Below are 25,502 nucleotides of genomic sequence, written 5' to 3' on the forward strand. Positions count from 1 at the left end.
GCGGGCCGAGACTCAGGGGAGTGTCAGGATCTCATGGCCGGTCTCGGTCACCAGGATGGTGTGCTCGAACTGGGCGGTCCGCATGCGGTCCTTGGTGACGGCGGTCCAGCCGTCGGGCCAGATCTCGTAGTCGATGGTGCCGAGCGTGAGCATGGGCTCGATCGTGAACGTCATGCCCGGCTCCAGCGTGACCGCGAGTGACGGGTCGTCGTAGTGGGGGACGATCAGGCCCGAGTGGAACGTGGTGCCGATGCCGTGCCCGGTGAAGTCGCGGACCACGCCGTAGCCGAACCGCTTGGCGTAGGCCTCGATCACGCGACCGGCCACGTTGAGCTGACGGCCGGGGGCGATGGCCTTGATGGCCCGGTTGGTGGCCTCGCGGGTGCGCTCGACGAGCAGGCGCGACTCTTCGTCCACGTCGCCGACTCCGAAGGTGGCGTCGGTGTCGCCGTGCACGCCGCCGATGAAGGCGGTGATGTCGATGTTGACGATGTCGCCGTCGCGCAGCACGGTGTCGTCGGGGATGCCGTGGCAGATCACCTCGTTGATCGAGGTGCACAGCGATTTGGGATATCCCCGGTAGCCGAGGGTGCTGGGATAGGCGCCGTGGTCGCAGAGGAACTCGTGGCCGATCCGGTCGAGCTCGTCGGTGGTGACGCCGGGCGCCACGTGCCTGCCGACCTCTTCGAGCGCCTGGGCCGCCAGCTTGCCCGCGACCCGCATCCGCTCGATGATCTCGGGGGTCTTGACGTCGGACTCGCCGGTCTTCGGGGTTTTCTTCCCGACGTACTCCGGCCGCTGGATGTGAGAGGGCACCTTGCGGATAGGGGAGATCCGCCCGGGCTGGAGCAGTGTCGTCATGGTCCCCCAGTCTAGTTGTGCTTCTCACTGGGCAGTATTGCCGCATGAGTGATCAATGGTGGTTCTGCTTGAGGCACATGGCCGTCGAACCCGACGAGGGATGCCCGAACAAGGACAGGATGGGGCCGTACCCGACACGCGAGGCCGCCGGCGCCGCGCTGAAGACCGCGGCCGACAGGAACGAGGACTGGAAGGAGGGCGACCGCGCCTGGGACGGGGACGACTGAGGCCACCGGCCGGTGCGGGCCGTGGTCGTCCCGTGGCCGTCGCGGTGCGCCGAGCCGCGGACTAGTCGGCGACCTGAGGACCGCTGATCCGCTCCAGCAGCCTCGCCAGGCGGTCGCGCAGGCCGGGACGGCGCCCGACCTCGCCCGCCGCCATGCTCACCAGGTGCTGGGCTCCGTCGAAGGAGAACGGCGCCCGCTCGGGAACCGTCAGCGCGTCGTGGGCCAGACCCGCCAGGTCCGGGTCACCGCCGTCCAGGGCGAGGATCGTCGTGCCGGTCCTGCGGGCGTCGCTCACCCGTTCCAGCAGCGCCTCGGGGGCGCGTTCCTCGGTCACCACGAACAGCGTCTCGCCCCGCCCCGCCTGCTCGATCCGCTCCAGCCCGACCCGCAGGTGCGCGGGCGCTTCGGGGGCGGGCGCCCAGCGGACCAGCGTCGGAGCGAGCTGGGGCAGCCCGGAGAACCTCGCCTCGTCACTCAGGTGCGCGGTCAGGTGCCAGGGTTCCTCCTGGGGTGTGCCGACCACCAGCAGCCCGCCGGGGGAGCGCGTCGCGCGAAGGGCGAGGCCCAGCTCGCGGGTCCGCTCGACCCAGCCGGTCGAGGCGAGGATTTCGCGCAGCAGTGTCACCGACCCGGCGTCCATCAGTTCCTCCTGAGGGGACCGTCGTCTTCAGGCGACGGGGGAATCGGGAGCGGGAGGACCGCTAAGACCCGAGCGTGGAGTGGCCTGACGGGTTCACGCATTCCGCGTCGCCTCTTTCCGGCATTCGATACGGTGGGAACAAAGGTTCGAGCGAGGGGGGTGGTGTGGTGCGTAGATCGTTGAAGTTCCTGTTGCGCCCCACCGCCCGCCAGGGCGCCGCGTTGACCGCCTGCCTGGATGATCACCGTGCCTTGTACAACGCCGCGCTGGAGCACCGCCGCACCGCCTACGCCAGGGCGAAGGTGAGCGTCCGCTACGGTGACCAATCCGCCGACCTGAAGCACATCCGCGCCGACGACGCGGGCGGTCAGGGCCGGTGGTCGTTCTCCTCTCAGCAGGCCACCCTGCGCCGCCTGGACAAGGCATTTGCGGCGTTCTTCGCCCGCGTCAAAGCAGGCCGCACGCCGGGCTTTCCCCGCTTCAAGGGCAACGGACGCCTCAACACCGTCGAATGGCCGAAAGACGGCGACGGTTGCCGGTGGGACTCCCAGCCCGAACACCCCACCGCGACATATCTGCGCCTGCAGGGCGTCGGCCACGTCCGCGTCCACCGGCACCGGGCCGTGCGCGGCACCGTCAAGACGATCAGCGTCAAGCGAGAGGGCTCCCGCTGGTACGTGATCTTGTCGTGTGACGACGTGCCCGCCGAGCCGCTGCCCGCCACCGGCACTGCTGTCGGGATCGATCTGGGGGTGGCGTCGCTGGTCACCACCAGCGAGGGTGAGCACCTGGCCAACCCGCGCCACCTGGCCGCCTGCGCCGACCGTCTCGCCGCAGCCCAGCGCGACCTCGCCCGTAAAAAACGCGGCTCCACGCGGCGCCGCAAAGCGGTGGCGCGGGTCGCGGCCCTGCATGCCAAGGTCCGCCGTCAGCGCTTGGACGGCGCGCACAAGGCGGCCCTCGCGCTGGTCGGCGGCTACGACGTGATCGTGCACGAGGACCTGCGGATCGCGAACCTGACCCGCTCGGCCTCCGGCACGCTGGCGGCGCCCGGCGTCAACGTGGCGGCCAAGTCCGGTCTCAATCGCAGCATTCTGGACGCGGGCTGGGGGGTGTTCCTGACGATCCTGTCGCACAAGGCTGAAAGCGCCGGTCGAGAGCTGATCGCGGTGAACCCCGCCAACACCTCCCGCACCTGTGCCCGATGCGGGCACTGCGCGAAGGAGAACCGCCCCACCCAGGCCGAGTTTCACTGTCAGCGGTGCGCACACGTCGCGCACGCCGACGTGAACGCGGCGACCAACATCCTCAGGGCAGGGCTTGCCCTTCGCGATGTCGCGCAAGCGGCTTAACGAGAAGCCGCTCCCTTCAGGGAGCGGAGGAGTCACCGCACCATCGTGCCTCACAGACCCCGCACCGATCCTGGAAACGCGCCCCTGAGAGGATCGGGGCAGGCGATATGGTCGCTGGAGTCCGGTCCTGAGTGGCCGGGAGACGATGAGGAGCGCTGAGTGAGCACTGATATTCCGGACGTGAGCGGGATCTCGATCGGGATCCTGGGCGGGACCGGTGACCAGGGCAAGGGCCTGGCCCGGCGGTTCGCCCTCGCCGGGCACACCGTGCTGATCGGCTCGCGGAGCGCGGAACGGGCTCAGGCGGCGGCGGAGAGCATCGGCGGATCGGTGCGTGGCTCGGTGCGTGGCGCGGACAACCCGGCCGTGGCGGCGGAGGCCGACGTGGTGATCGTGGCCACTCCCTGGGACGGGCACCGCTCCACGCTGGAGTCCCTCCGCTCCGAGCTGGCAGGGAAGATCGTCATCGACTGCGTCAACCCGCTCGGCTTCGACAAGCAGGGGGCGTACATGCTCCCGGTCGAGGAGGGCAGCGCCGCCCAGCAGGCCGCGGCGGTCCTGCCCGACAGCCGTGTGGTCGCCGCCTTCCACCACGTCTCGGCGGTCCTGCTGCTGGATCCCGAGGTCGAGGAGATCACCCTGGACGTGCTCGTGGTGGGTGACGACCGCGAGGCCACCGAGACCGTCCAGGCGCTGGCGGGCCGGATCCCCGGAGTGCGCGGCGTGTACGCGGGCCGTCTGCGCAACGCCCACCAGGTCGAGGCGCTGACCGCGAACCTCATCTCGATCAACCGCCGCTACAAGGCTCACGCGGGTCTGCGCATCACCGACGTCTGACGGAGCGGCCCCGCCCATGATCGCGGGGCTGGGGGCGGTACGGGATTCATGGCTTCGTCCGGCGGTCGCTTGGGGGGATCCGACCCTCAAACCGGGCCAATCTTGCCTGATTGGATCTGACAAGTAGCTCGTTGGCCGGACATTCTTGACGCATGACTGATTCTCGTCCGGAGGGGCGCATGACTGATTTTCGTCCGGAGACCCGTACCGTCCACCTGCCCCAGCCGCCTCTGAACGGCAGCCGTCCCATCGCGGTGCCGCTCTACCAGACCTCCGGGTTCGTCTTCGACGATCCGGCCGTTTTCGCCGACGGGATGGGCCGCCCGGACGGAGCCTTCGTCTACGGGCGACTGTCGAACCCGACGGTCCGCTCCCTTGAGGAGGCCGTCGCCGGACTGGAGGGCGGCGTCGGCGCCGTGGCCACCGGCTCCGGGATGGGCGCGATCAACTCCGTACTGCTCGGGTTGCTGAAGCCCGGCGACCACCTGATCGCGCAGAAGCCGCTCTACGGCGGCACCGCCGGGATGATCAACGACCTGGTGGGGCGGTTCCAGATCGAGGTCTCCTACGTGCCCGAGGACGACCCGGCGGCGCTGCGCGCGGCCGTGAGGCCCGAGACGAGGCTCGTCTATCTGGAGACCATCGCCAACCCGGTGACCCAGGTCGCCGACCTGCCGGGCATGTGCGCCGCGGCCCGCGAGGCCGGACTGATCTCCGTGGTCGACAACACCTTCGCCTCCCCGATCCTGTGCAGGCCGATAGAGCACGGCGCCGACATCGTGGTGCACTCCACGACGAAGTACCTGAGCGGCCATACCGACGTGCTCGGCGGGATCGCCGTCTTCGCCTCCGACGAGCTGTACCGCAAGGTGTGGGCCTTCAACGTCAAGCTGGGCGCCAGCGCGGACCCGTTCGCCGCCTGGCTCACCCTGCGCGGCATCCAGACACTGCCGCTGCGGATGGAGCGCCACTGCTCCAACGCCCGCGAGCTGGCCACCCGCCTGAACGCCCACCCCGCCGTCTCCGTCGTGCACTGGCCGGGACTGCCCTCCCACCCCTCCTACGAGCTGGCGGCCAAGCTCCTGCCGGACTTCGGGGGAGTCTTCTCCTTCGACCTGGCCGGCGGGCGGGAGGCGGGGGAGCGGTTCATGAGTTCGGTGAAGCTGGCCCTGCTCGCCCCGTCCCTCGGCGGCGTCGAGACGCTCATCCTGCATCCCGCGACGACCTCCCACCTCTCCCTCACGGCAGAGGAACTCGCCAGACACGGGATCGGAGAGGGTACCGTGCGGGTGGCGGTCGGCATCGAGCACGTCGAGGACCTGTGGGCCGACTTCGAGCAGGCTCTTGCCTGAAACCGCGGGAAACCCGATCATCGGTGACTCCCGCACTGCGGCACGGGGCCGCTTCCTGATCGTTTCCGGGAGGGAGCACGCATGAGGGTGTCGATCGAGGATGTGGAACGGGCCGCCGAGCGCATCGCGGGACATGTCCTGCGCACGCCGGTGGTCGAGGTGTCACCGGGGTTGTTCCTGAAGCTGGAGGGGTTGCAGCATTCGGGGTCGTTCAAGACGCGGGGAGGCTTCAACCGCGCTCTGGCCTGCGGAGGGATCCCCGAGGCCGGGCTGATCGCGGCGAGCGGGGGCAACCACGGCCTGGCGGTGGCGTACGTGGCACGCAGCCTCGGCGTCCGGGCGGAGGTGTTCGTGCCGACGGTCTCCAGTCCGGTGAAGGTCGCCGGGCTGCGCGCGCTCGGCGCGCGGGTGACCCAGATCGGCGATGTCTACGCCGAGGCGTACGAGGCGTCGGTCAAGCGCGCGGCCGAGACAGGTGCCCTGGACATCCACGCCTACGACCAGGCCGAGGTGGTCGCGGGGCAGGGCACGGTGGGCCTGGAGGTCCTGGAACAGACCGGGGGAGTCGACACGGTGATCGTCGCGGTCGGAGGCGGCGGGCTCGTCGCCGGTGTCACCGTCGCACTCGGTGGCCGCGCCCGCGTGATCACCGTCGAGCCCGAGCTCATCCCGACCCTGCACCGGGCGCTGGAGGCGGGCGGGCCGGTCGGCGTCGAGGTCTCCGGGGTGGGGGCCGACGCCCTGGGCGCGAGCCGGGCGGGCGAGATCGCCTACGAGGTCACGAGCGCGGCGGGAGTGCGGAGCCTCCTCGTCTCCGACGAGGCCATCGTCGAGGCGCGGCGCGAGCTGTGGCGGAGCCACCGGATCGCCGCCGAGCACGCGGGAGCCGCGGCGTACGCGGCCCTGCTGTCCGGCGTCCACACCCCGGCCCCCGGCGAGCGGGTGGCCGTCATCGTGTGCGGCGCCAACACCGATCCCGCCACGCTCGTCTGACAGTGAGGATGAGGTGGACGCCTCCCGGTGAGGTCTGGCTCGTCGTCTGACCGACCGTGGTGTCCTCGGTGTCTTCGGTGTTTTCGGCGGGATCTGCCGACCTCGGCCGGGAGGCGTTCGTCCGCACTCACCGGACGCGGCGCGTGGACCACGCGGGGGAGCCGCCTCGGGATGGCCGAGGCGGCTCGGTAACCCCGGTGACCCCGGTGACACGGTCACCGGGCCGCGCGGTGTCCGGGGACCGTCAGCGGTAGCTGTGCTCGGCGGTGGGGAAGGCGCCGGTCGACACCTCGTCGGCGAAGCTGCGCACCGCCCTGTCCATCTCGTGGGCGAGGTCGAAGTACTTCTTGACGAACTTGGCGGGGCTCGGGGTCAGGCCCATCAGGTCCTGCCAGACGAGGACCTGCGCGTCGGTGCCGGGCCCGGCACCGATGCCGATCGTGGGGATCGACAGGGACGCGGTGACCCGCTCGGCCAGGTCCGTGGGCACGCATTCCAGGACCACGGAGAACGCGCCGGCGTACTCCAGGTCCTTGGCGTCGGCCATCAGCTCGTCGCCCGACTGGCCGCGGCCCTGTACGCGGTAACCGCCGAGGGCGTTCACCGACTGGGGGGTCAGACCCAGGTGGGCCATCACCGGGATGCCGGCCGAGACCAGGGCCTCGACCTGAGGGAGCACCCGCCGCCCGCCCTCAAGCTTGACGGCGTGGGCTCCCGCCTCCTTCATGAAGCGGGCGGCCGTCTCCAGGGCCTGCTGGGGGGAGGACTGGTAGGAGCCGAACGGCAGGTCGGCCACGACCATCGCCCGGGAGGAGCCGCGGACCACGGCCGCCGTCAGGGGCATGAGGTCGTCCACCGAGACGGGCAGCGTCGAGTCGTACCCGTACACGACCATGGCGGCCGAGTCGCCGACGAGCAGGACGGGGATGCCGGCCTCGTCGAAGACCCTGGCGGTCATGGCGTCGTACGCGGTGACCATCGGCCATCGCTCGCCGCGCTCCTTGGCGGCGGCGACGTCGCGCACGGTGATCCTTCGTCCAGCCTGGCCGCCGTAGAGGGAGGTCGGCCGGTTGGGGACGGAAGAGGACATGGGACCCTCCAATGAAGTCTCGAGGCGCCCCTGTGGCGTCCCCGGACGGTTCCGATGATTGCACGCGTACGACAGGTGCAACAGCCCCGATCGGCCTGGTAATCCGGAGAGATATGGGTGGAGTACAACACGTTCGTACGGTTGATCCTGTGACATATTGTTATTTGCCGTGACGGATTGTGTTTTTTTGGGGTTGTCGGGGTGATGTGCGGCGTACGTGAGGGAGACCGGGGTGATACGCCGCGCCCTTCGAGGGTGTGGGCGCGGTAATCCGGTGGCGGAAGTGTCGGGGGTGTGCGGCACAATGCTCGCGGAGGTAAGTAATCACAATGGCTTTCGAACCTTACCGTCGCCTGCTGGCGATTCCGGGCGTGCGGTCGTTGCTGCTGGTCGGGATGGTCGCCCGCATCCCCTCGACCGCGATCGCCATCACGCTGACGATGCACGTCGTCGATCCCAGTGGGCTCGGCCTCGGGTTCGCCGCGGCGGGTCTGGTGACGATGGCGAGCACGGTGGGGATGGCGGTCGGCTCTCCGCTGGCCGGAAGGTTCGTCGACAGTCATGGTCTGCGCCCGGTGCTGGTGGTGACCACACTCGCCCAGCTCGCCTTCTGGTCCACCGCGTGGGCGATGCCGTTCCCCCTGCTGCTCGCGGCCTCGGTGCCCGCGGGCCTGCTCAGCCTCCCGGTGTTCAGCGTGATCAGGCAGTGTCTCGCGGCGCTGGTCCCGGTCGACCAGCGCAGGATGGGTTTCTCTCTCGACTCCATGATCGTTGAAGTCTCCTACATGACAGGTCCGGCTCTGGCGGTCGCGGGGGTGACCCTCCTCGGCAGCATGCCCACCATGGGCATCGTCGCGGCGGGTCTGGTCGTCTCGGGGGCGACGCTGATCGTGCTGAACCCGCCCGTCCGCTCGGACGAGGAGCTCCGGAAGCCGCAGGGGAGGATCCCTCGGCGCCGGTGGCTCACCCCGGGCATGCTCGGGCTGCTCGGCACGGTCGCCGCGGCGACCTTCGTGCTCGCCGCCACCGAGCTCTCCCTGGTCGCGACGATGCAGCGGGGCGGCGACACCGCGTGGATCGGGCTGGCGATCGGCCTGTGGTGCGCCTACTCGCTGATAGGCGGCTTCGTGTACGGCATGCTGCCCCGAGGGGTGTCGCCACTGGTCCTGATCGGTGCCATGGGCGCCCTCACCATCCCCGTCGGGCTGGTCGGCGGCGACTGGCACTGGCTGGTCCTCGCCCTGCTGCCCGCCGGGGTGCTGTGCGCCCCCGCGCTCTCCTCCACGATCGAGGCCGTGAGCCGCTGGGTGCCCGTCGGGGCCCGGGGTGAGGCGATGGGCCTGCACGGCACGGCGCTGCTGCTCGGCGGGGGCGCCGCGGCGCCCATCGCGGGCGTGATCATCGACGGTTCCGGTCCCGGCTGGGCCTTCGCCGCCGCCGGGCTGGTCGGTGTGGTGATGGTGCTGGTCGCGCTGCCGTTCTGGCGGCGCACCGCGGCCGTGGTCGAGGAGCCCGTCCCGATGGCCGCCTGACCTTGGTCAGGACATTTCACGATAAATACGAAACGATACGGTTGCGTATCGTAAAAGCCAGCGCTACGGTGGTGTTTCGAAACTCAAGCGTATCGAATACGGGGCCTTTCGTGGAACAACAGCTCGGCCACCCGCGGCGGTGGCAGATCCTTGGGGTGCTGGTCTTCAGCCTCCTCGCGGTCGTGATCGACAACACCATCCTCAACGTCGCACTGAAGACGATCGCGGACCCCGTGGCAGGTCTGGGTGCCACCCAGAGTCAGCTGGAATGGGCGATCAACTCCTACACGCTCGTGTTCGCGGGCCTGCTGTTCACCTTCGGGGTGATCGGCGACCGCACCGGACGCAAGCGCATGCTCATGGTCGGCATGGTCCTCTTCGGGCTCGCCTCGCTGGCCAGCGCCTACGCTCAGGACCCCATGCAGCTGATCGTCGCCCGCGCGTTCATGGGCATCGGCGGAGCCGCGATCATGCCGGCCACGCTGGCGATCATCTCCAACGTCTTTCCCCCACGGGAGCGCGGCAAGGCGATCGGGATCTGGGCCGGCGGGGTGGGCCTGGCCGTGGCGATCGGCCCGATCACCGGTGGTCTGCTCATCGAGCACTTCTGGTGGGGCTCGGTCTTCCTGATCAACCTGCCGATCGTGCTGGTCAGCATGGTGCTCATCAGCCTGGTGGTGCCCGAGTCGCGTGACCCCAAGCCCTCCAGGCTCGACCCGATCGGCGTGGTCCTCTCCATCGTCGGCCTCGTCGCCGTCACCTACGGCATCATCCGGGGCGGGGAACTGGCCACGATCGCCAGCGCCGAGGTGCTCGTCCCGACGATCCTCGGCATCCTCGTGCTCGCCGCCTTCGTCTGGTACGAGCGCCGCATCGACCACCCGGCCTTCGACGTCGGCTACTTCCGCGACCCGCGCTTCGCCACCGCGGTCGGCATGATCGGCATCGTGTTCTTCGCGATGATGGGCGCGATGTTCTTCCTGGTCTTCTACCTGCAGATCGTGCTGGGCTTCAGCGCATTGCAGGCGGGCGCCCTGATGATCCCCTTCGCCGCCGCGCAGCTCATCTTCGCCCCGCTGAGCCAGCAGATGGCCGCCCGCTTCGGCGGCAAGCTGAGCGCCACCGTCAGCATGGTCGTCGTGGCCGGCGCGCTCGCCTCGTACGCGCTGATGGACCAGCACACCCCGATCGTCCTGCTGGAGATCGTGTTCTTCGTCCAGGGTGCGGCGATGGCGAACATCATGCCTCCGGCGACCACCGCGATCATGGAGGCGCTCCCCAGGGAGAAGGCCGGCGTCGGCTCGGCCATGAGCAACACCGTCCGCCAGGTGGCCGGTGCGCTCGGTGTCGCGCTCCTCGGCTCGCTGCTCTCGGCCACCTACCGCGACCAGATCGCCCCGGCCCTGACCGGTCTGCCCGATCAGCTCAAGCACATCGCGGGCGAGTCCCTGACCGGCACGCTCGGCGTGGCCCAGGGCCTCGGCGCCCAGGGCGCGGCGCTCATCGAACCGGCCAAGCTCGCCTTCATCGAGGGCATGCACGTCACCGCCCTCGTCTCCGCGGTCATCGCGCTGCTCGGAGCCCTGGTGGTGTTCAGGTGGCTGCCCGGCAAGTCCTCCGGGGCCGCCGTTCCCGACGCGATCAGCCCTGAGAAGGAACCGGCGGTAGTGTAGAGACGCCATGACGACCACCGACGAGTTTCAGGCAGCCGGAGCTCAGACGCCCCGCCCCGCGGGCCGCCCCCGCAGCGCCAGGGCAGAGAAGGCCATCATCGACGCGACCCTCGACCTGGTCGGGGAGAGCGTCGGCCTCTCCGAGCTGTCGATCGAGGCGATCGCCGCCCGCGCGGGGGTCGGCAAGACCACGATCTACCGGCGATGGTCGAACAAGGAAGATCTGCTCGTCGACGCGCTGTCGACCCTCAAGACGCCGCTGCCTCCGCTCGCGGGCGTCTCGGTCCGAGACGATCTCATCGTCTACGCGCGGGTGATGCTGCGCGACGCGTGCGACGCGCGCAACCGCTGCGTGATGAACATCGCGATGAACGAGGCCGAACGGCACCCCCGCCTGGTGGAGCGCATCCACCGGGCGACCATCGAGCCGCGCAGGGCGGCGATCGCCGCCCTGCTGCGACGCGGCGTCGCCACCGGCGAACTGCGGGCCGACCTCGACGTCCCCATCGCGATGGCGAACCTGGTCGGCACCGTCATGTGGTACGTCCGCACCGAGGGGGGCGGCGAGGCCGCAGGTTCCTCCGACCTGGCCGAACGGATCGTCGACCACCTTCTGGCGGGCCTCGGCCCCTGAGGGTTCCCGTACGGGCCGCGCACGGGTACGGGCCGCGCACGGTTTTCCCGCGGTGTTCCCACAGGGCCCTTGCCCGGGTGTCAGACGGTGGGCTCGCGCCAGCGGTTGGTGATGGGGAGGCGGCGGTCGCGGCCGAAGTTCTTGGGGGTGATCTTCGGACCCGGGGGATACTGGCGGCGCTTGTACTCGGCCAGGTCGACCAGGCGGATCACCCTGGCGACCAGGGCCGGGTCGTGTCCGGCGGCGACGAGCTCGGCGGAGCCCATGTCCTTTTCGACGTAGTCGTCCAGCAGCCGGTCCAGGATCCCGTACTCCGGCAGGGAGTCGGTGTCGCGCTGGTCGGGGCGGAGCTCCGCGCTGGGCTCCTTCTCGATCGAGCTCTCCGGAATCGGCGGCACCGTGAAGGGGTGCAGGAACTCGCCCGACCGGCCCGCCTGGGCGTTGCGCCAGCGCGACAGTTCCCAGACGAAGGTCTTGAGCACGTCCTTGATGGGGGCGAAGCCGCCCGCGGAGTCGCCGTAGAGGGTGGAGTAACCGGTGGCGAGCTCGCTCTTGTTGCCGGTGGTGAGGACGAGGTGGCCGTGCTCGTTGGACAGGCCCATCAGGATCATGCCGCGCACCCGGGCCTGAAGGTTCTCCGAGGCCAGGCCGGTGAGCTCGACCTCCTTCTCGAAGCCGCTCACGATCTCGGCGATCGGCACGGTCGTGGCGTTGATCCCCTGCCGGTCGACCAGCTCCTGGGCGTCGCTCACCGAGTGGTCGGAGGAGTAGCGGGAGGGCATCAGCACCACGTGCACCCGGTCGGGGCCGACGGCGTCGGAGGCGATCGTGGCGGTGAGCGCCGAGTCGATGCCGCCGGACAGACCGAGGATCACCGACTGGAAGCCGTTCTTGGCGACGTAGTCGCGGACCGCGAGGACGAGCGCGGAGTAGACCTCGGCGGTGTCGTCGAGCTGCTCGGCGATCGTGGGGGGCTGCGGCTGGTACGGCTCGACGGGGCGGGCCGACAGCTCAAGCCGATCCACCGTGATCACGGTGCCGTCCTCGGCGTCCGTCTGGAAGGTGCCGAGTCCTCCGTACCTGGCGTCGGGCAGCTCCAGGTCCGTGATCAGCAGTTCCTCGGAGAATCGCGCCGCGCGCGCGACCAGTTCGCCGGAGGCGGAGACGACCAGTGAGTCTCCGTCGAAGACCAGCTCGTCCTGGCCGCCGACCTGGTTGACGTAGGCGAGGGCGCATCCGGCCTCGCGGGCGCGCCTGGCCACCAGCTCCAGGCGTACGTCGTCCTTCTCCTTCTCGTACGGGGAGGCGTTCGGCACCACCAGCAGCCCGGCTCCGGCCTCGGCCACCACCGCGACGGGACCGCCCTCCTGCCAGAGGTCCTCGCAGACCGCGATCGCCACGTCGACACCGTGCAGCCGGAAGATCGGCAGCCGGTCGCCGCGGACGAAGTAGCGGAACTCGTCGAAGACGCCGTAGTTCGGCAGGTGGTGCTTGGCGGTCTTGACGACCACCCGGCCCCGGTGCAGCAGCGCGGCCGCGTCGAGCGGGGCGCCCTTGGGCTGGCCGACGCGCGGGGCGAGCCTCGCGCGGTCCACGTAGCCGACCACCACGGGGATCTCGCCGAGTCCCGCCTTCGCCAGTCGTCGCGCGGCCTCCTCGATCGCGGCGATCGACGCCTCCACGAACGAGGTGCGCAACACGAGGTCCTCGACGGGATATCCGGTCAGGAACATCTCGGTGAAGACGACCAGGTGCGCGCCTCGGTCTGCGGCGCGGCGGGTCCACTCGACGAGCTTGTCCGTGTTGGCGGCCAGGTCGCCGACAGCGGGATTGGTCTGGGCCAGGGCGATACGGAGTTGAGCCACGTGGCCATCCTATGAGGGCGTACCAGGAAGGTGCCCTTTGGGTGATCCCTCCTCGGTGACCGGTGAATGAGCGCGGACCTCCGCCGTGGGACCGTCCCGCGTTCCTCCGGCGCCGGCCTCGCCGACGCCCGGTGGGCTTTCGGCGAGGTCGTTCGCGACTCCGTGACCTCCACGGACGTTCGACGAACATTCGGACCCGCCGGGCGAGGCCTTCCACCGGGTTTCGCGACCGGCCGTTCCTGTCTTTCCAGGGATCGCCAGGATCGCCCGGATCGCGCCGGGACCAATGGGATCACCGGGATGAGGAAGGTCAGCAAGGTCGCGGGATCACCCGGACCGTCACGCCCGTGCTCGCCTCGCTTCGCCTTGAGCGCGGCGGTGCCTGCCGATCACGGTCGAGAGCCGTGACGCCGTCCGTCGGTGACGGCGTTCTCAGTTCGTCGACCAGCAGAAGCGGGCGTATCCGGCGTCGTAGCCGTCCAACCAGCCCCTGTCGTAGTCGCTGGGCGGCCCGCCGTAGCTCCGCGACCTGGTCCTGCGACAGTCCTGTGCGGCGGCCCGGTAACCGTTCCTGTATCCCCGCCAGTAGTCGTTCGGGTCTTCCGCGGATTCCCCGGAATCCGCGGAATCCGCGGAATCCGTCAAGGCCGCCGAATCCGATGTTTCCGCTGATGTGATCGGGTCCGTCATGGTCTCGTTCTGCGCGGTGTTCACCGTCACGGCCTGCTCGGGGTCCGGCGCGGGCGAGGCATAGGAGAACGAGACAGGTCCGAGGGCGAGTGCCGCGAGAAGCGTTGGGCCGATCACCATCAGCTGCCGCTTGCCGTACATGGTTTTCCCCTTTTGTTCGGGCCGTGGGCGGAGTCCGCCCACGGCCATGATCTAGGGGGAAACATATAGGTAAGCCGTATCGGACCAAAGGACCCGAGCTCTCATTTCCTTATTTTCGGAGTAAGTTAAGAGGGGGCTGATTTTGCCTGGCTTTTATTTACTGTGGCAACTTTCCGGGGAATGTGATTTCTTAATGCATGTAGGCATTAATCGACTTGTGAGCCGAAAAGACGCGATGAGATCCGGGTGTCATTCGTGACGCCACGGGGAAGACGCCGCAGGGGACCTGTCAGCCGAGGAGCCAGAGCAGTCCGAGGTTCTTCGCCCATGCGGGCTCGGCCACCCGCTGGATCTCCTTGCCCGAGCGGGAGAGGACCACGATCGTGTTGGCGGCCGTGCCCTTGACGCGGACCGCCAGACGTCCGTCGCGCAGATAGCGCGCGCCCAGCAGCCGCCCCTTGACCGGGATGGCGACCTTCGCGCCGGTCCTGGTGTCGTAGATCGACGGGGTGAACGACAGGGGCCAGGAGCCGTCGCCACCCGGGGCGTTCGCGCCGATGGCGTTGACCACCACCCTGCGGCCGTCGGGTGACAGGCTCTCCACGTGGTTGGCGAGCCTGACACCCGGGGCGCGGCTGGAGATCCGCCGCCTGGTGTCCAGGAGGTGGACGCCGTCCGTGTCGCCCGCGTACCCGGCGAGGGTCCTGCCGTCGGCCGACCAGGTCAGATGGCAGGGGCCGGAGGTCTTCCCGGCGTTGAACCGGCCCCTGCCGTCGGGGCCGATCACGGCGACCGTCATCGCCTCGCCATTGCCCTTCACCGGGTAGGCGATCCGCTTGCCGTCGGCAGACCAGGCGGGGGTGAGACACGGGCCGCCGAAGGCGGCGTTCTTGGCGATCACCGTGCCCGTGCGGGGTCCGTTGGCCGATGTGACGCGCAACCTGTTCTTGTCGTCGATCCAGGCGATCCTCCGGCCGTCGGGCGCGACCGCGAACTGGCCGGCGAAGGCGCCGGCGCCGGCGGTCAGGCCGCCGCTGCTCCGGCCTCCCCGGTACGTCAGCACCTCGACTCCGCTTCCCCCGTGGCGGAAGTAGACGGCGCCCGAGACCGGGGCCGCGGTCGCGTTCGAGATCGCCCTGGGCGCGGTGCCTCCGGTGGACTCGGCCGCAGCGTCGATGTTCCCGGTGGATTGGGCCGTTCCCCCAGGGCCTCCAGCCGTTCCTCCGGTCTCACCAAAGGATCCGGCCGCCGCCCCGAAGCCCTCGGTGCCCTCGGTGCCCTCGGCGAGGGCAGGAGTGGTGACGACGGCCGTCAGGGCGAGTGCGACGCCGGTGGCCAGGGCCCAGTGCTTCAAGGGGATCTCCTCGGGTGAATTCCTCAACGGCTGGTTAGAGCCCCGAGAAGGCGAAAAGGTTTACACGCGGCCCGCCGCGATCGGAGTCGAGGGGATCGGCAGCACGGCCTCCACGACCGTTCCGCCCTCGGGCGCCGACTCGATCACGCAGGTGCCGCCCAGCTCGGCGGCCCGCTCGCGCATGGACAGCAGTCCCACCCCCGAGCGAGGTCCCGAGGGCAACCCGCTCCCGTCGTCCTGGACACGGACCACGAGCGACTCCCCGCGCCGCAGCGAGATCACCGCCGAACTGGCCCCCGCGTGCTTGCGGATGTTGGTGAGTCCTTCCTGCGCGATGCGGTACGCGGCCACCTCGGCCGCCGCGGGCAGATCCGACAGGTCGCCCTCGATCTCCACCGCGACCCGTGGCCTGCCTTCCTGCGCGAGCGCACGCACGGCCCCCGCCAGGCCGAGCTCGTCGAGGGTGGGCGGGCGCAGGCCGTACACCAGTTCCCTGATCTCCTGGCTAACCGCGTCCATGCCGCTTCGCAGTTCGAGCAGGAGCCTGTCCGCCGAGGCGGGAGCGGTGCGCAGGCTGATCCTGGCCATGTTGATCGACATGGCCATCTCGGTCAGCGCGTGGCCGAGCCCGTCGTGCAGGTCCCTGCGCAGGCGGCGGCGCTCCTCCTCACGGGCGGTGAGGATGCGTTCCCGGGAACGCTGCAGGTCGGCGGTCATCCGTACGGCGTGCGCCACGTCGGCGACGTACGGGACCGCCACCGCGACCAGGCGGTCGTTGTGCGCGGCGGCGAACCTGCGAGGGCCCGGGGCGCCGAGCAGCAGTCGCCCGACCGGCTCGCCGTGCCAGACCAGCGGCACCTCGCGCGGCTCAGGGCCCAGCAGACCGACCTGGACCTGCCTGGAGCCGGGCCCGTAGACCTCGACGGCGACACCGGTGACGCTCAGCCCGTCCTTGATCACGGCTGCGACGGCGGCGAGCGCGTTGGCGGGCTCGGTCTCGCGGACCTCCCTGGCCAGCAGCGCGGCGAGCGCCCGCGGGTCGCCGTGCGTGCCGTACATGAGCCGGTCGACCAGGCGCCTGAGCCTGTGCCGGAGCGGATGGAAGACGACCCCGGCGAGCAGGGCCGCGATCAGGCCGCCGATCCGGTCGTATCCCGACAGCGCCAGCCCGGCGACCGCGCCGACCGCGTACATGGCGCTGACCGCGGCGATCAGCCCGGCGGCGACGAAGGCGCGGCTGACCACCGTGTCGATGCCGTAGAGCCGGTAGCGCAGCACCGAGAAGACGATGGCCCCCGGGATGAGCCCGGTCCAGATCGTCCCGGCCAGCCACCAGTCGGGGCCGGCGAGCAGGAAGGCGACGTAGACGGCGAACGCGAAGATCGGCCAGGCGATCTGGCGGCGCAACTCCGGGCCCGCCCGCCGGAAGCGCAGCACCATGGAGACCAGCGCGAGGACCGCGAGCGCCGAGACCAGGACGGCGACCAGCTCGCGCGCCGCAAGGTTGTACGGGGCGAGGAGGCCCAGCACGAGCGGGTTGGGAATGATCTCGGGCCAGGGGTAGAGCGCGGGGTCGGGGTCGGGGCGGGTGAGGTTCAGCAGCAGGTTCGCCGTGAACACGACCATGCCGGCCGCCACCAGCGGCCACCACCGCCGCGAGGGCAGCCGGCCGTCCGGGGAGTACAGCGGGAGCAGGATCGCGAGCAGGAACCCGCCGACAACCTTCCCCGTGACCATGCTCAGGCGGAGGTAGCCGGCGGACTCCATCTCGCCCGCCGCGGCGAAGGTGAACATCGCCGCCTCGGAGAACGCGTTGACGGCGCACATCAGGCCGCCCACGCACATCAGCCACGCCGTGACCGGGCGCGAGCGGTGTGCCAGCAGGAATGCGCCCACCACGGGGAACGTCAGCCCCGCCGCGAGGTCGGGAGTGGCGGGCACCTGCGGTCGCCAGCCGGGCGGCAGGTCGAGACGGAGCACGAGGCCGACGACGGTGAGCCCCACCGAGAGAAGCGCCGCCGAGACGGCGGCGAGCCGCGCCGGGGAGCGCAGCAGAGCGCGCACCGGCGAGACGGCGGGCCAGGCGGAGGCGTCCTCGGTCACGGTGACCGCGTCCACGACAGGCCTGGGCACACCGTCGGCGCCGTCGAGCGTCCGGCTCCGGTCGCGCGGCCGCGGACGCATCCCTATCTGCCCACGTCGCCGGGGTTGACCAGCCCGGACTCGTACGCCGTGACGACGAGTTGGGCACGGTCGAACAGCCCGAGGTGGTCGAGCAGCCTGAGCACCGACCGCGAGACCGACCCCTCGGGGACCGCGAGGGTCGCCGCGATCTGCCGGTTGGTCAGTCCTCGGGCGACCAGCTTCATCAGGTCGAGTTCCGCGTCGCCGAGCCCGGCGAGGCCGGGCGGTGCCGACGGGTCGGTGCGGCCGGCGAAGGCCGCGATCAGGCGGGTGGTGACGGCGGGGTCGATCAGCGCGTCACCGGCCTGCGCGGCCCGCATCGCGGTGATGAACTGCTCGGGAGCCGACGTCTTGAGGACGAATCCGCTCACCCCGGCCCGCAGCGCCGCGTAGAGGTTGTCGTCCGTGCCGAAGGTGGTCATCATGATGACCTTCGGCGGCGCCTCGTCGGTCAGGATCCTCCGCGCTGCGGTCAGCCCGTCCAGCCTGGGCATCTGGATGTCCATCAGCACCAGGTCGGGAGAGGTCTCCTTGACGACCGCGATCGCCTGCTCGCCGTTCTCGGCCTCCCCGACCAGCTCGAAGCCGGGCTCGCTGTCGAGCACCACGCGCAGGCCGGTGCGGACCAGCGCCTGGTCGTCCACCACGACGACCCGCAGCCCCGGCAGTGCCGGTCCCCGTTCCACGGCGGGCTTCGCGGTCCGCACGACCTCGGCGGGCGGGTCGAGGTGGACGGCCTGGGCCAGCATGTCGGACTCCAGGCGCTGCAGGGGGGCGCCCAGGTCGAGGCCGAGCTCGTCGCGGAGCAGCGCCCTGGCACGCCGCAGCGCTCCCAGCGCGTCCCCCTGCCTGCCGTTGCGGTACAGGGCCAGCGCGAGCAGCCGCCAGGCCTCCTCACGCAGCGGGTGCGCCGAGGCGTGTGCCTCCAGGTCGGCGACCAGGGCGCCGGAGTGTCCCAGGAGGAGTCCCGCGTCGGCGCGGCGCTCGACCGCGATCAGCCGCAGCTCCTCCAACCTGCCGGCCTCGCTCACGGCCCAGGGCAGGTCGGAGAACTCGGCCAGGGCCGGGCCGCGCCAGAGCGCGAGGGCGGTATCCAGGCGCTCCCACACCTCGGCGGGCTCGCCGCTCGTCTTGACCGCGCTCTCGAAACTCCAGGCGTCCACCTGGCCCGGCGAGGCGCGCAGCGCGTACCCCGGCGGGGCGGAAACCAGGACCTCGGCCTCCTCGCGGGGTGCGCGGCCGGGCTCCAGGGCACGCCGCAGCCGCGACACGTATCCCTGGATGGTCGACAGGGCCTGGGCGGGAGGCTCGCCGGGCCACAGCTCGTCGATGAGCATGGTCACGGGAACGGCACGGCCCCCGGCCACGAGGAGCCGGGCCAGCACCGCCATCTGGCGCTGGCCTCCGAGGTCGAGTGACGTCTCGCCGTGACGCGCTTGGAACGGTCCGAGAGCACGAAATGTCAGCATTGCAGGCGTAAGGGTAGGGCTACCTGGACCAACCTCATAGAGCAATACTCACCATCGTTCGCAGGCCGTAAGAAATCATCCGTGGTCAGATCTCCACATTCAAGTTCACCGGAAGTATCGCTTCGACCACGGTTCCCCCCTCGGGGGGCGTTGTGATCACGCATGTCCCGCCCAGTTCGGCGGCGCGCTCGCGCATCGAGGCCAGCCCGACCCCCGAACGGCGTCCGGAGGGCAGGCCGATCCCGTCGTCGCGCACCCGGACGCTCAGGTCGTCCTCGCCCCGCTCCAGCGACACCCGCACCGTCGCGGCCCCCGCGTGCCTGCGCGCGTTGGTCAGCGCCTCCTGCACGATGCGGTACGCGGCGACCTCGGTCGCGGCGGGCAGTCCCGGCAGCTCGCCCCTCACCTCGACGGTGACGCCGGGGCCCGCCATCTCCGCCACGGCCCCGGCCAGGCCGAGATCGTCCAGCGCGGGCGGGCGCAGGCCGTACACCAGGTGTCTGATGTCGCCGGTGACGCTGTCCATGCCGGAGCGCAGCTCGCCGAGCATGCGTTCGGCCGTCTCGGGGGAGGCGCGCAGGGAGAGCCTGGCCGCGTTGATGGACATCGCCATCCCACTGAGCGACTGGCCGAGACCGTCGTGCAGGTCGCGGCGGAGGCGGCGGCGCTCCTCCTCGCGGGTGGTGACGATGCGCTCCCGGGAGCGCCGCAGCGCGCCGACCAGCCGGACCGCGTGGGCCGCGTCGGCCACGTACGGCGTGAGCGCTGCGATGACCCGTTCGTTGTGCGCGGCGGGCAGGCGCCGGGCCCCCGGCGGGCCGATGAGCAGACGCCCGACGGGCTCGCCGTGCCAGACCAGCCGGATGTCGCGCGTCACCTCCTCCAGCGTCCCCACCGTCACCTCCTCGGGCCAGCTGCCCTGGAAGCGCACGCCGGCGCCGGTGACCGCCAGGCCGTCGCGCAGCACGTCCAGGGCCGCTGCCAGGCCGGCCTCGGGGTCGATGCGCTGGAGCCTGCGGCCGAGTCCGGCGGCCAGCGCCACCGGGTCGCCCCTGCCGCCGTACAGGAGGCGGTCGGCGCCACGCTGGAGCAGACGCCGCATCGGATGGAAGAACACCCCCGCGCAGAGCGCGGCGACCAGGCCGCCGATCCGGTCCACATCCGACAGGAACAGGCTGGAGGCGGTGCCCACCGCCACGTAGACCCCGCCGATCACGCCGACGAGGCCCGCGCCGACCAGCGTCCTGGTGATGAGCGTGTCGATCCCGTAGAGGCGGTGCCGCAGCACCGAGAAGGTGATCGCGACCGGGACGAGCGGGATCGTGAACGACGTGAGCCACCACACCGGATTGCCGATCACCCAGGGGACGATGACGGTGGCGAGCGCTATCAGCGTCCAGAGGATCTGCCGGCGCTCCTCGCGGCCGGCCCGCCGGAACCTCGCGGCGAGCGAGGCGAAGGCGAGGATCATGATCGCGTTGGTGAGCATGTCCAGCGAGAACCGCAGCGGGTGGGGGTCGGAACTCGTGTACCGCTGCCCGTCGAGAGACATGAGGTCCATGAGGAACACGTCGGCGCACAGGACGGCGACGGAGACCCACACCAGCGCCCGCCAGCGCGGCGACGGCGGTCTCCCGTCCGGATAGAGCAGCGGCAGCAGCACGACCAGGAAGAGGATGGCCAGCTTCCAGCTCACCCCGGCGACCGTCCGGACCGCCTCCTGAGGGAGCAGTCGGTGCCCCGCGTCAAGGAGCGCGAGGTTCACCGTGAGACTGTTCAGCGCGGAGCACAGTCCGCCCAGGCAGAGCAGCCAGCCGATGACGAGCCGGGGCCGCTGGAACACCAGCAGCGCGCCGAGGATGGGGAACGCGACGCCTGCCACGTCCTCGGGCGCGAACGGCAGCGGTGTGTAGGAGGGCTGCGGGAGCCGCGCCGTGACCCAGACGTTGACGCACACCATCGCCACGGACGCGGTGGCGGTGAGCACCGCCACCACCCTGCTCTGGACGGGCGTCACCGTCGGGACCACACGGTACAGCCCGCGCATGATGGTTTCGGCCCTTCATTTCGTGCTTAAAAGGACCTTAACCGGCGCAGACCGCAATTCAATCAACGAGTGCTCAAAGCCGTTGGGCGCCGTACGACGCCCGCGGGTCGTCGGCCCCCCGGCGGAAACCGGAGGTCCTCGCGCCGGGGGAAGGAGGGGCGGAGGCGCGAGGATGAGCCGGGACCGGGGGTGCGGGCTCGGCGGGCCCCCGGACGGATCCGCCCGGGGGCGGCCGGTCAGGGTACGTCGTACCGGCTGGACTCCAGCAGCCATTCCAACTGGGCCCTCGGCGCCGTGAGGAACGCGCACGCGACCTTGCTGACGTCCCTGGCCTGGCCGGTCGAGAACCCGAACCGGTCGAACAGCGTCGGCAGCCGGCGCGCGGAGGTCCGCAGGTCCTCGGCACGGGCGGCGATCCGGTCGTTCACCCAGGCGACGGCGTCGGCGTCGGAGAGCCCGAACGCGGTCACGGCGACCGTCACGTAGTTGTGCACGTCGCCGTTGGCCCGCTCCTTGTGGTGCGAGGCGACGTCGTTGCACCAGGCGGTGACGTCGTTGCAGGCGTCCACCAGCGTCCGCCAGGTCGTGCTCTCGCGCAGCCCCGCGGGCACCTCCACCCCCAGGCAGGGCTCCACCAGGTCGAACAGGTAGGGGCCCGCGGTGCCCCGCCGCAGCCGCGGGTACTCCACGGGGGAGGGGACACGGCCCGCGCACCGGTTCTCGGCCTCGGTACGGCATGCCTCGCCCTGGGCCGCCAGCCCGGCCAGGAACCGGTGCCGCCAGCGGATGCTCATCCGCTCGGTGGTGGCCTTCCAGAGGTCGCCGAAGGCCAGCTCGACGGGCGAGGAGGCGTGGACGGGGGAACGCGCGACGAGGTCGAGCCGCGCGAAGGTGTCCTTGACGATCTCGGTCGCGCGCCCGGCGGGTTTCTCGTCCCACTCGTCGTCGAAGTGGAACAGCCAGGTCAGCCATTTGGCGAACAGCAGCGCCGACTCCACGCCGAATCCGCAGAAGGCGCGGCCGGCCATCCGCTCGAATCCGGCGCCAGGGGGAGGTTCGAGCTCCACCGCGCGGGCCCAGACGGCGAGCTCGGCGCCGATCAGGTCGATCGAGGGGTGCATCGGGCACGGCGCAGACATCACCGGCACGAGTTCGGTGAGGGGCAGCAGCAGGGCCGCGGCCACCCCGGAGGACCTCGGCGGCCCGGCGGGTCTTGGTGGTCCGGCCGGTGGGACGGGGGAGGGAGGCGGGGAAAGGTGCGTCGAGGATGGCAAGGGCTGTGGGTGGGGTCGGGGACGGGTCAGAGGATCGCCGAACGTTGGGATGAGGGCCACTAGAGCGGACCGAACAGCCAGTTGCCGACCACGTCGGGATCGGCGCTCGTGTAGAACTGCCGGGTCGCCTCGACCAGCTCGTCCACGGACACGACGCCGTCACCGTCGCCGTCGAGCCGCTCGAAGGTGGCCCGCACGTCCTCGCGCGGGGTGCCGAACGCGGCCATCATGATCCAGAACTCGTCCGGCCCCACGACCCCGTCGCCGTCGGTGTCGCACAGCCCTGCCAACGCCTCGGCCGCGGGCGCGAACACCGTGTCGAACCGGTCGCCCTCGACGAACGCCGAGGTCATGCCGGCGCGGAACTCCTCGGACGAGATCACGCCGTCGCCGTCGGTGTCGATCTCCGCGGCGAGGGTCCGCCAGATCTCCTCGAAGCCCTGGGCGAGCCTGCTGCCGGCGTGGGAGGTCGGCGCCTCGCCGAAGCCGACGAGGATCCGGGCGCCGAGTCCGAGAAGGTCCTCGCGCTCGATCGATCCGTCGCCGTCGACGTCCACATGCCCGAAGGCACGGTCGAGCTTGTGATTGAGGAGCGTGGTGCTCATCGCTTACTCCAGCATTACTCATCGAAGAAGAACGGTTACGCCAAGTGACGATAGCGAGGTGTTTCCAGCAGCCACTCCAGGTAGGCCCTCGGGATGGTCAAGAAAGCGCATGCCACCCGCGTCACCTCACGGGCGGTGGTGAAGCCCAGGTCGTGCCGCTCCGTGAGCGCGGGGATCGCGCGGGCGGCCGTCCACAACTCCTCCACGCGGGTGGCGACCCCGTCGATCTTCCACTCTTCCGCCCCGGAATTGGAGCGTTCCAGAGAAATGGCGTTCACATGGCCGGGCCCGGCCACCGCCTCCTCGCACCGGGCGGCCACCTCGCCGCTCGCCTCGACGAGTGCCCGCCAGTGCGTGCTCCGCCACACCGGGTCGGGCACCTCCACCCCCAGGCAGGGCTCCACCAGGTCGAACAGGTAGCGACCGAAGGCGTCCACGGGCGACCCCGTACGATCCCCGGCCGAGGCTGTCCCGGGGGCGAGGAGCGCCTCGCGCTGGGCGGCCAGCCCGGCCGTGAACCGCTCGCGCCACGCGTCGCCCATCTCCGGCGCGCACGCCGTCCACAGGCCGGAGAAGCCCCGCTCCAGCGGGGCCCGGCCCGGCTCGCCGCCCGCGGCCACGGCGAGGACCGGGGTGAGGGCCTCGGGAGCCCGGCGCAGACACGACATCCAGGTCAGCCAGCGGGCGAGCCGCGTCACCGCGCCGGTTTCGCAACGGGCGAACGCCCGTCCGGCCAGCCGGGCGGCGGCGGGATCGGGGTCCAGGCCCGACGCGCGCGCCCAGTCGGACGTCGCGGCCTCGACCAGGTGTATCGACGGGTGGACGGGGCAGGGCATCGCCAGCGCCGCGAGGCGTTCGGCGAGCCTGGCCGGTGGCGGGACCGCGTGCGGTGATCGGTGGACCTCGGTACGCGTCATCGTCGTCTCCCCCCGGATCGGGTTCCCAGCGGCCCCGGTCGCACACTGTAAGAGGAGAGAGGGACGGGCGTGTGGAGGCACGACGGTCCCTGTGCCACATCTCACCGTTCTTCCTCGTAACGTGTGCGAAACACTGAGAGGGCAAACTGGGAGACCACTAGGCGTGTTGCGGCACGCCGGCAATGAAGGAGAAGCCTTGGACCGCCAGCAGGAGTTCGTTCTCCGCACCCTTGAGGAGCGCGACATCCGGTTCATCCGGCTGTGGTTCACCGATGTGCTCGGGTTCCTGAAGTCGGTGGCCATCGCCCCGGCCGAGCTTGAAGGGGCCTTCGCCGAGGGCATCGGCTTCGACGGCTCGGCCATCGAGGGCTTCGCCCGGGTCTACGAGTCGGACATGCTCGCCAAGCCCGACCCGTCGACCTTCCAGATCCTTCCGTGGCGCAGCGAGACGCCGGGCGCGGCCCGCATGTTCTGCGACATCCTCATGCCGGACGGCTCGCCCTCGCACGCCGACCCGCGCTGGGTGCTCAAGCGCACCCTGGCGAAGGCCTCCGACATGGGCTTCAGCTTCTACACCCACCCGGAGATCGAGTTCTTCCTGCTGAAGAGCCGGCCGGAGGGCGCCGAGCGCCCCGAGCCGATCGACGGCGGCGGCTACTTCGACCACACCCCGCACAGCTCCGGCCACGACTTCCGGCGCAACGCGATCATGATGCTGGAGTCGATGGGCATCTCCGTCGAGTACAGCCACCACGAGGGCGGCCCCGGCCAGCAGGAGATCGACCTGCGCTACGCCGACGCGCTCACCACCGCCGACAACATCATGACCTTCCGCCTGGTGATGAAGGAGGTCGCGCTGGAGCAGGGCATCTGGGCGAGCTTCATGCCCAAGCCCTTCACCGAGTACCCCGGCTCGGGCATGCACACCCACATGTCGCTCTTCGAGGGCGACCGCAACGCCTTCTACGAGCCCGGTGCCGACTACCAGCTCTCCAAGATCGGCCGCTCCTTCATCGGTGGCCTGCTCACGCACGCCGCCGAGATCACCGCGGTCTGCAACCAGTGGGTCAACTCCTACAAGCGGCTGTGGGGCGGCGCCGAGGCGATCGCCGGAGCGGGCGGTGAGGCCCCGAGCTACGTCTCCTGGGGTCACAACAACCGCTCCGCCCTCGTCCGGGTGCCGATGTACAAGCCGCACAAGGGCGGCTCGACCCGCATCGAGTTCCGCTCGCTCGACTCCGCCTGCAACCCCTACCTCGCCTTCGCCGTGATCCTCGCGGCCGGGCTGAAGGGCATCGAGGAGGGCTACGAGATGCCCCCGGGGGCCGAGGACGACGTGTGGGCGCTCACCTCGGCCGAGCGCAGGGCGCTGGGCATCCAGCCGCTGCCCCAGTCGCTCGACGAGGCGATCGCGGTCATGGAGCGCAGCGAGCTCGTCGCCGAGGCCCTCGGCGAGCACGTCTTCGACTACTTCCTGCGCAACAAGCGCGCGGAGTGGAACGAGTACCGCAGGCAGGTCACCGAGTTCGAGCTCGGCCGCTACCTGCCGGTCCTCTAGCCGCGGTCACGGTCTCACGGGCCCGGTGGGCCTCCGGGGCGCCCGCCGTGCCCGTGAGGCATGCGCCCTGGATGCCCGCCGTGGTCGTCATGGCGGGTGATCCGGGAGCGTCCGTCGAACGTCATACCGGTGTTACTCGCGGCTAACAAGCGCGTCATCGAACCCGAGTTGGCTGTATGTACAAGCAGTCCGATAAAATCGGTCAGT

21 protein-coding genes are annotated in these 25,502 nt (G+C 70.6%); 9 read left to right on the plus strand and 12 right to left on the minus strand.

Going from position 1 to position 25,502, the window contains the following annotated elements:
- Positions 1-12 precede the first annotated feature (12 nt).
- Positions 13-861: a type I methionyl aminopeptidase gene (gene map / locus ABZ664_RS02795; RefSeq protein WP_362501988.1), complete on the minus strand. Its 849-nt coding sequence runs from the start codon at positions 859-861 to the stop codon at positions 13-15.
- A 44-nt stretch (positions 862-905) separates the two neighbouring features.
- Between map and ABZ664_RS02800 the strand changes: the two genes are divergently transcribed.
- Positions 906-1,088 carry a hypothetical protein gene (locus ABZ664_RS02800; protein WP_362501990.1) on the plus strand — a complete coding sequence of 61 codons (183 nt, stop codon included), beginning with the start codon at positions 906-908 and terminating at the stop codon, positions 1,086-1,088.
- Positions 1,089-1,149: 61 nt separating this feature from the next.
- Here the strand turns inward: ABZ664_RS02800 and ABZ664_RS02805 are convergent, their stop codons facing one another.
- A complete protein-coding gene (locus tag ABZ664_RS02805; RefSeq protein WP_362501992.1) occupies positions 1,150-1,728 on the minus strand; it encodes a hypothetical protein in 579 nt (192 codons plus the stop codon).
- Positions 1,729-1,895: 167 nt separating this feature from the next.
- Between ABZ664_RS02805 and ABZ664_RS02810 the strand changes: the two genes are divergently transcribed.
- The 4 genes from ABZ664_RS02810 (at position 1,896) to ABZ664_RS02825 (ending at position 6,262) form a co-directional block, all read left to right on the plus strand.
- Complete coding sequence (locus tag ABZ664_RS02810) at positions 1,896-3,080, plus strand: transposase (RefSeq protein ID WP_362501994.1); 1,185 nt, start codon at positions 1,896-1,898, stop codon at positions 3,078-3,080.
- Positions 3,081-3,239: 159 nt separating this feature from the next.
- A complete protein-coding gene (gene npdG / locus ABZ664_RS02815; RefSeq protein ID WP_362501996.1) occupies positions 3,240-3,917 on the plus strand; it encodes an NADPH-dependent F420 reductase in 678 nt (225 codons plus the stop codon).
- 179 nt (positions 3,918-4,096) lie between these two features.
- Positions 4,097-5,269, plus strand: coding sequence for an aminotransferase class I/II-fold pyridoxal phosphate-dependent enzyme (locus ABZ664_RS02820; RefSeq protein ID WP_362501998.1), 1,173 nt, complete (start codon positions 4,097-4,099; stop codon positions 5,267-5,269).
- An 81-nt stretch (positions 5,270-5,350) separates the two neighbouring features.
- Positions 5,351-6,262 (plus strand): threonine/serine dehydratase, encoded by a 912-nt coding sequence (locus tag ABZ664_RS02825; RefSeq protein ID WP_362502000.1) that lies wholly within the window; start codon positions 5,351-5,353, stop codon positions 6,260-6,262.
- A 244-nt stretch (positions 6,263-6,506) separates the two neighbouring features.
- Here the strand turns inward: ABZ664_RS02825 and panB are convergent, their stop codons facing one another.
- On the minus strand, positions 6,507-7,352 hold the full coding sequence (gene panB, locus ABZ664_RS02830; RefSeq protein WP_362502002.1) for a 3-methyl-2-oxobutanoate hydroxymethyltransferase: 846 nt from the start codon (positions 7,350-7,352) through the stop codon (positions 6,507-6,509).
- Positions 7,353-7,681: 329 nt separating this feature from the next.
- On the opposite strand from panB, the gene ABZ664_RS02835 reads away from it, so the two are divergent.
- The 3 genes from ABZ664_RS02835 (at position 7,682) to ABZ664_RS02845 (ending at position 11,191) form a co-directional block, all read left to right on the plus strand.
- The gene (locus ABZ664_RS02835; protein WP_362502004.1) at positions 7,682-8,884 is read left to right on the plus strand and encodes an MFS transporter; all 1,203 of its coding nucleotides are present in this window, start codon (positions 7,682-7,684) and stop codon (positions 8,882-8,884) included.
- A gap of 110 nt (positions 8,885-8,994) precedes the next feature.
- A complete protein-coding gene (locus ABZ664_RS02840) occupies positions 8,995-10,557 on the plus strand; it encodes an MFS transporter (protein ID WP_362502006.1) in 1,563 nt (520 codons plus the stop codon).
- Positions 10,558-10,564: 7 nt separating this feature from the next.
- Positions 10,565-11,191 (plus strand): TetR/AcrR family transcriptional regulator, encoded by a 627-nt coding sequence (locus ABZ664_RS02845; RefSeq protein WP_362502008.1) that lies wholly within the window; start codon positions 10,565-10,567, stop codon positions 11,189-11,191.
- 80 nt (positions 11,192-11,271) lie between these two features.
- Here ABZ664_RS02845 and ABZ664_RS02850 read toward each other — a convergent pair whose 3' ends face one another.
- The 9 genes from ABZ664_RS02850 to ABZ664_RS02890 form a co-directional block, all read right to left on the minus strand.
- Positions 11,272-13,056: an NAD+ synthase gene (locus tag ABZ664_RS02850; protein ID WP_362502010.1), complete on the minus strand. Its 1,785-nt coding sequence runs from the start codon at positions 13,054-13,056 to the stop codon at positions 11,272-11,274.
- A gap of 432 nt (positions 13,057-13,488) precedes the next feature.
- Positions 13,489-13,887, minus strand: coding sequence for a hypothetical protein (locus ABZ664_RS02855; RefSeq protein ID WP_362502012.1), 399 nt, complete (start codon positions 13,885-13,887; stop codon positions 13,489-13,491).
- A gap of 289 nt (positions 13,888-14,176) precedes the next feature.
- Complete coding sequence (locus tag ABZ664_RS02860) at positions 14,177-15,241, minus strand: hypothetical protein (RefSeq protein ID WP_362502014.1); 1,065 nt, start codon at positions 15,239-15,241, stop codon at positions 14,177-14,179.
- 60 nt (positions 15,242-15,301) lie between these two features.
- Entirely contained in the window at positions 15,302-17,425 is a 2,124-nt protein-coding gene (locus ABZ664_RS02865) for a histidine kinase (protein ID WP_362502016.1), read from the minus strand.
- Between the two features lie 2 nt (positions 17,426-17,427).
- Positions 17,428-18,894 (minus strand): BTAD domain-containing putative transcriptional regulator, encoded by a 1,467-nt coding sequence (locus ABZ664_RS02870; protein WP_362502018.1) that lies wholly within the window; start codon positions 18,892-18,894, stop codon positions 17,428-17,430.
- An 85-nt stretch (positions 18,895-18,979) separates the two neighbouring features.
- Positions 18,980-20,941 (minus strand): histidine kinase, encoded by a 1,962-nt coding sequence (locus ABZ664_RS02875; RefSeq protein ID WP_362502020.1) that lies wholly within the window; start codon positions 20,939-20,941, stop codon positions 18,980-18,982.
- Positions 20,942-21,177: 236 nt separating this feature from the next.
- Positions 21,178-22,125, minus strand: a complete 948-nt coding sequence (locus tag ABZ664_RS02880; protein WP_362502022.1) for a terpene synthase family protein — start codon at positions 22,123-22,125, stop codon at positions 21,178-21,180.
- A gap of 149 nt (positions 22,126-22,274) precedes the next feature.
- Positions 22,275-22,820 carry an EF-hand domain-containing protein gene (locus ABZ664_RS02885; protein WP_362502024.1) on the minus strand — a complete coding sequence of 182 codons (546 nt, stop codon included), beginning with the start codon at positions 22,818-22,820 and terminating at the stop codon, positions 22,275-22,277.
- A 35-nt stretch (positions 22,821-22,855) separates the two neighbouring features.
- Complete coding sequence (locus tag ABZ664_RS02890; RefSeq protein WP_362502026.1) at positions 22,856-23,737, minus strand: terpene synthase family protein; 882 nt, start codon at positions 23,735-23,737, stop codon at positions 22,856-22,858.
- Between the two features lie 196 nt (positions 23,738-23,933).
- On the opposite strand from ABZ664_RS02890, the gene glnA reads away from it, so the two are divergent.
- A complete protein-coding gene (glnA, locus tag ABZ664_RS02895; protein WP_362502028.1) occupies positions 23,934-25,295 on the plus strand; it encodes a type I glutamate--ammonia ligase in 1,362 nt (453 codons plus the stop codon).
- Positions 25,296-25,502: the final 207 nt, after the last annotated feature.

It is taken from the genome of Streptosporangium sp. NPDC006930 (assembly GCF_040635605.1).
Classification (GTDB): domain Bacteria; phylum Actinomycetota; class Actinomycetes; order Streptosporangiales; family Streptosporangiaceae; genus Streptosporangium.

What these genes read in the sequence shown, in the direction of transcription:
- map (WP_362501988.1), bottom strand. Translation starts at nt 861, where the DNA reads ATGACGACACTGCTCCAGCCCGGGCGGATCTCCCCTATCCGCAAGGTG.
- ABZ664_RS02800 (WP_362501990.1), top strand. Translation starts at nt 906, where the DNA reads ATGAGTGATCAATGGTGGTTCTGCTTGAGGCACATGGCCGTCGAACCC.
- ABZ664_RS02805 (WP_362501992.1), bottom strand. Translation starts at nt 1,728, where the DNA reads ATGGACGCCGGGTCGGTGACACTGCTGCGCGAAATCCTCGCCTCGACC.
- ABZ664_RS02820 (WP_362501998.1), top strand. Translation starts at nt 4,097, where the DNA reads ATGACTGATTTTCGTCCGGAGACCCGTACCGTCCACCTGCCCCAGCCG.
- ABZ664_RS02825 (WP_362502000.1), top strand. Translation starts at nt 5,351, where the DNA reads ATGAGGGTGTCGATCGAGGATGTGGAACGGGCCGCCGAGCGCATCGCG.
- panB (WP_362502002.1), bottom strand. Translation starts at nt 7,352, where the DNA reads ATGTCCTCTTCCGTCCCCAACCGGCCGACCTCCCTCTACGGCGGCCAG.
- ABZ664_RS02835 (WP_362502004.1), top strand. Translation starts at nt 7,682, where the DNA reads ATGGCTTTCGAACCTTACCGTCGCCTGCTGGCGATTCCGGGCGTGCGG.
- ABZ664_RS02845 (WP_362502008.1), top strand. Translation starts at nt 10,565, where the DNA reads ATGACGACCACCGACGAGTTTCAGGCAGCCGGAGCTCAGACGCCCCGC.
- ABZ664_RS02855 (WP_362502012.1), bottom strand. Translation starts at nt 13,887, where the DNA reads ATGTACGGCAAGCGGCAGCTGATGGTGATCGGCCCAACGCTTCTCGCG.
- ABZ664_RS02865 (WP_362502016.1), bottom strand. Translation starts at nt 17,425, where the DNA reads ATGCGTCCGCGGCCGCGCGACCGGAGCCGGACGCTCGACGGCGCCGAC.
- ABZ664_RS02870 (WP_362502018.1), bottom strand. Translation starts at nt 18,894, where the DNA reads ATGCTGACATTTCGTGCTCTCGGACCGTTCCAAGCGCGTCACGGCGAG.
- ABZ664_RS02875 (WP_362502020.1), bottom strand. Translation starts at nt 20,941, where the DNA reads ATGCGCGGGCTGTACCGTGTGGTCCCGACGGTGACGCCCGTCCAGAGC.
- ABZ664_RS02885 (WP_362502024.1), bottom strand. Translation starts at nt 22,820, where the DNA reads ATGAGCACCACGCTCCTCAATCACAAGCTCGACCGTGCCTTCGGGCAT.
- ABZ664_RS02890 (WP_362502026.1), bottom strand. Translation starts at nt 23,737, where the DNA reads ATGACGCGTACCGAGGTCCACCGATCACCGCACGCGGTCCCGCCACCG.